Source organism: Corallococcus sp. 4LFB, from assembly GCF_046520365.1.
GTDB lineage: Bacteria > Myxococcota > Myxococcia > Myxococcales > Myxococcaceae > Corallococcus > Corallococcus caeni.
Window position 1 is genome coordinate 1 of the sequence record NZ_JBKGHJ010001006.1, and the last position, 1322, is coordinate 1322.

Annotated in this window: 2 pseudogenes; both read left to right on the top strand. The window is 75.3% G+C overall.

The window, feature by feature from the left end:
- Positions 1–158 (top strand): annotated as a pseudogene (locus tag ACLEQD_RS43565) (magnesium chelatase); the annotation flags it as partial.
- Positions 155–1322 (top strand): annotated as a pseudogene (locus ACLEQD_RS43570) (DUF58 domain-containing protein); the annotation flags it as partial. The pseudogenes ACLEQD_RS43565 and ACLEQD_RS43570, both read left to right, overlap by 4 nt.

Consider the following 1322-nt stretch of genomic DNA (forward strand, 5'->3'; position numbering starts at 1 on the left):
TGCGGGGCACCGACTTCGTCACCCCGGACGACGTGAAGGCCGTCACGCCCAGCGTCCTCAACCACCGCCTCCTCCTCAAGGCCGAGGCGGAGGTGGAGGGCGTCACCGCGGACGACGTGCTCAAGCAGATGCTCGAACGGGTGCGAGTGCCCCGGTGAGCCTCGGGCGTCCCGTCCCAGCGGCCTCGCCGTGGCGCTGTTCGCCGGGGCGCTCGTGCCCGCCGCGCTCGCGGTGGCGAGCCCCGCCTTCGGGTGGCTGGCGCTCGCGGTGGACGTGGCCGTCCTGCTCTTGTGCGCGGTGGACTTCCTGCGCGCGCCCCGTGCCCGCGACCTGGAGGCGCGCCGCGAGGTGGAGCCCATCCTCTCCTCCGGCGTGGACAACCCCGTGCGCTGGGAGCTGCGTTCGCGCACGGACCGGCCCGTGCGCGGCGAGCTGCGCGACGAGCCGCCCCTGGACGTGGAGAGCCACGGCCACCGGCAGCCCTTCACGCTGGAGGCGGGCGGCGCGTCCACGCGGCTGACCTACCGCGTGCGTCCTCCCGCCCGCGGCGATGCGCGCTTCGGCGACGTGAATCTTCGCCTGCTGGGCCCGCTGGGCCTGTGCTCGCGGCAGGTGAAGCTGTCCGCGGCCCGCGACGTGAAGGTGTATCCGGACCTGGGCGCCCTGTCGCGCGAGGCGCTGACGCTGGCGCGCGCGTCGGAAGCCGTGTCCGCGCGCACGCTCCTGCGCAAGTCGGTGGAGGGCCGCGAGTTCGAGTCGCTGCGCGAGTACCGCCCCGGCGACGACTACCGCCACATCGACTGGAAGTCCTCCGCGCGCCATGGCCGCACGCTGGTGCGCACGTGGCAGCCGGAGCGCAACCAGCCGGTGCTGCTGCTGCTGGACTGCGGCCGTCACATGGCGGGCCGGGTGCAGGGGCGCAGGAAGCTGGACCACGCGGTGGACGCGGCGCTGCGGCTGGCGCGCGTGAGCCTGGACGCGGGGGACGTGGTGGGCGTGCTCGCGTTCGCCAGCGACGTGCGCGCCTTCCTGCCCCCGCGCAAGGGCGCGGAGCACCTGCGCCTCATCACCGAGTCGCTCTACCGCGCGGAGGCCGGCCTGGAGGAGAGCGACTACGGCCGCGCGTTCGACTTCGCGTTCGCCCGCCAGACGCGCCGCGCGCTGGTGGTGCTCTTCACCGACCTGGTGGATCCGGACGCGTCCGCCGCGCTCCTCACGCGCACGCTGGCCCTGCGCCCCCGGCCACCTGCCGTCGTCGCCGTCGCTCTTGGACGAGGACCTGGAGGCCGCCGCCACCGACGTGCCCGGCCGGACGCCCTGCC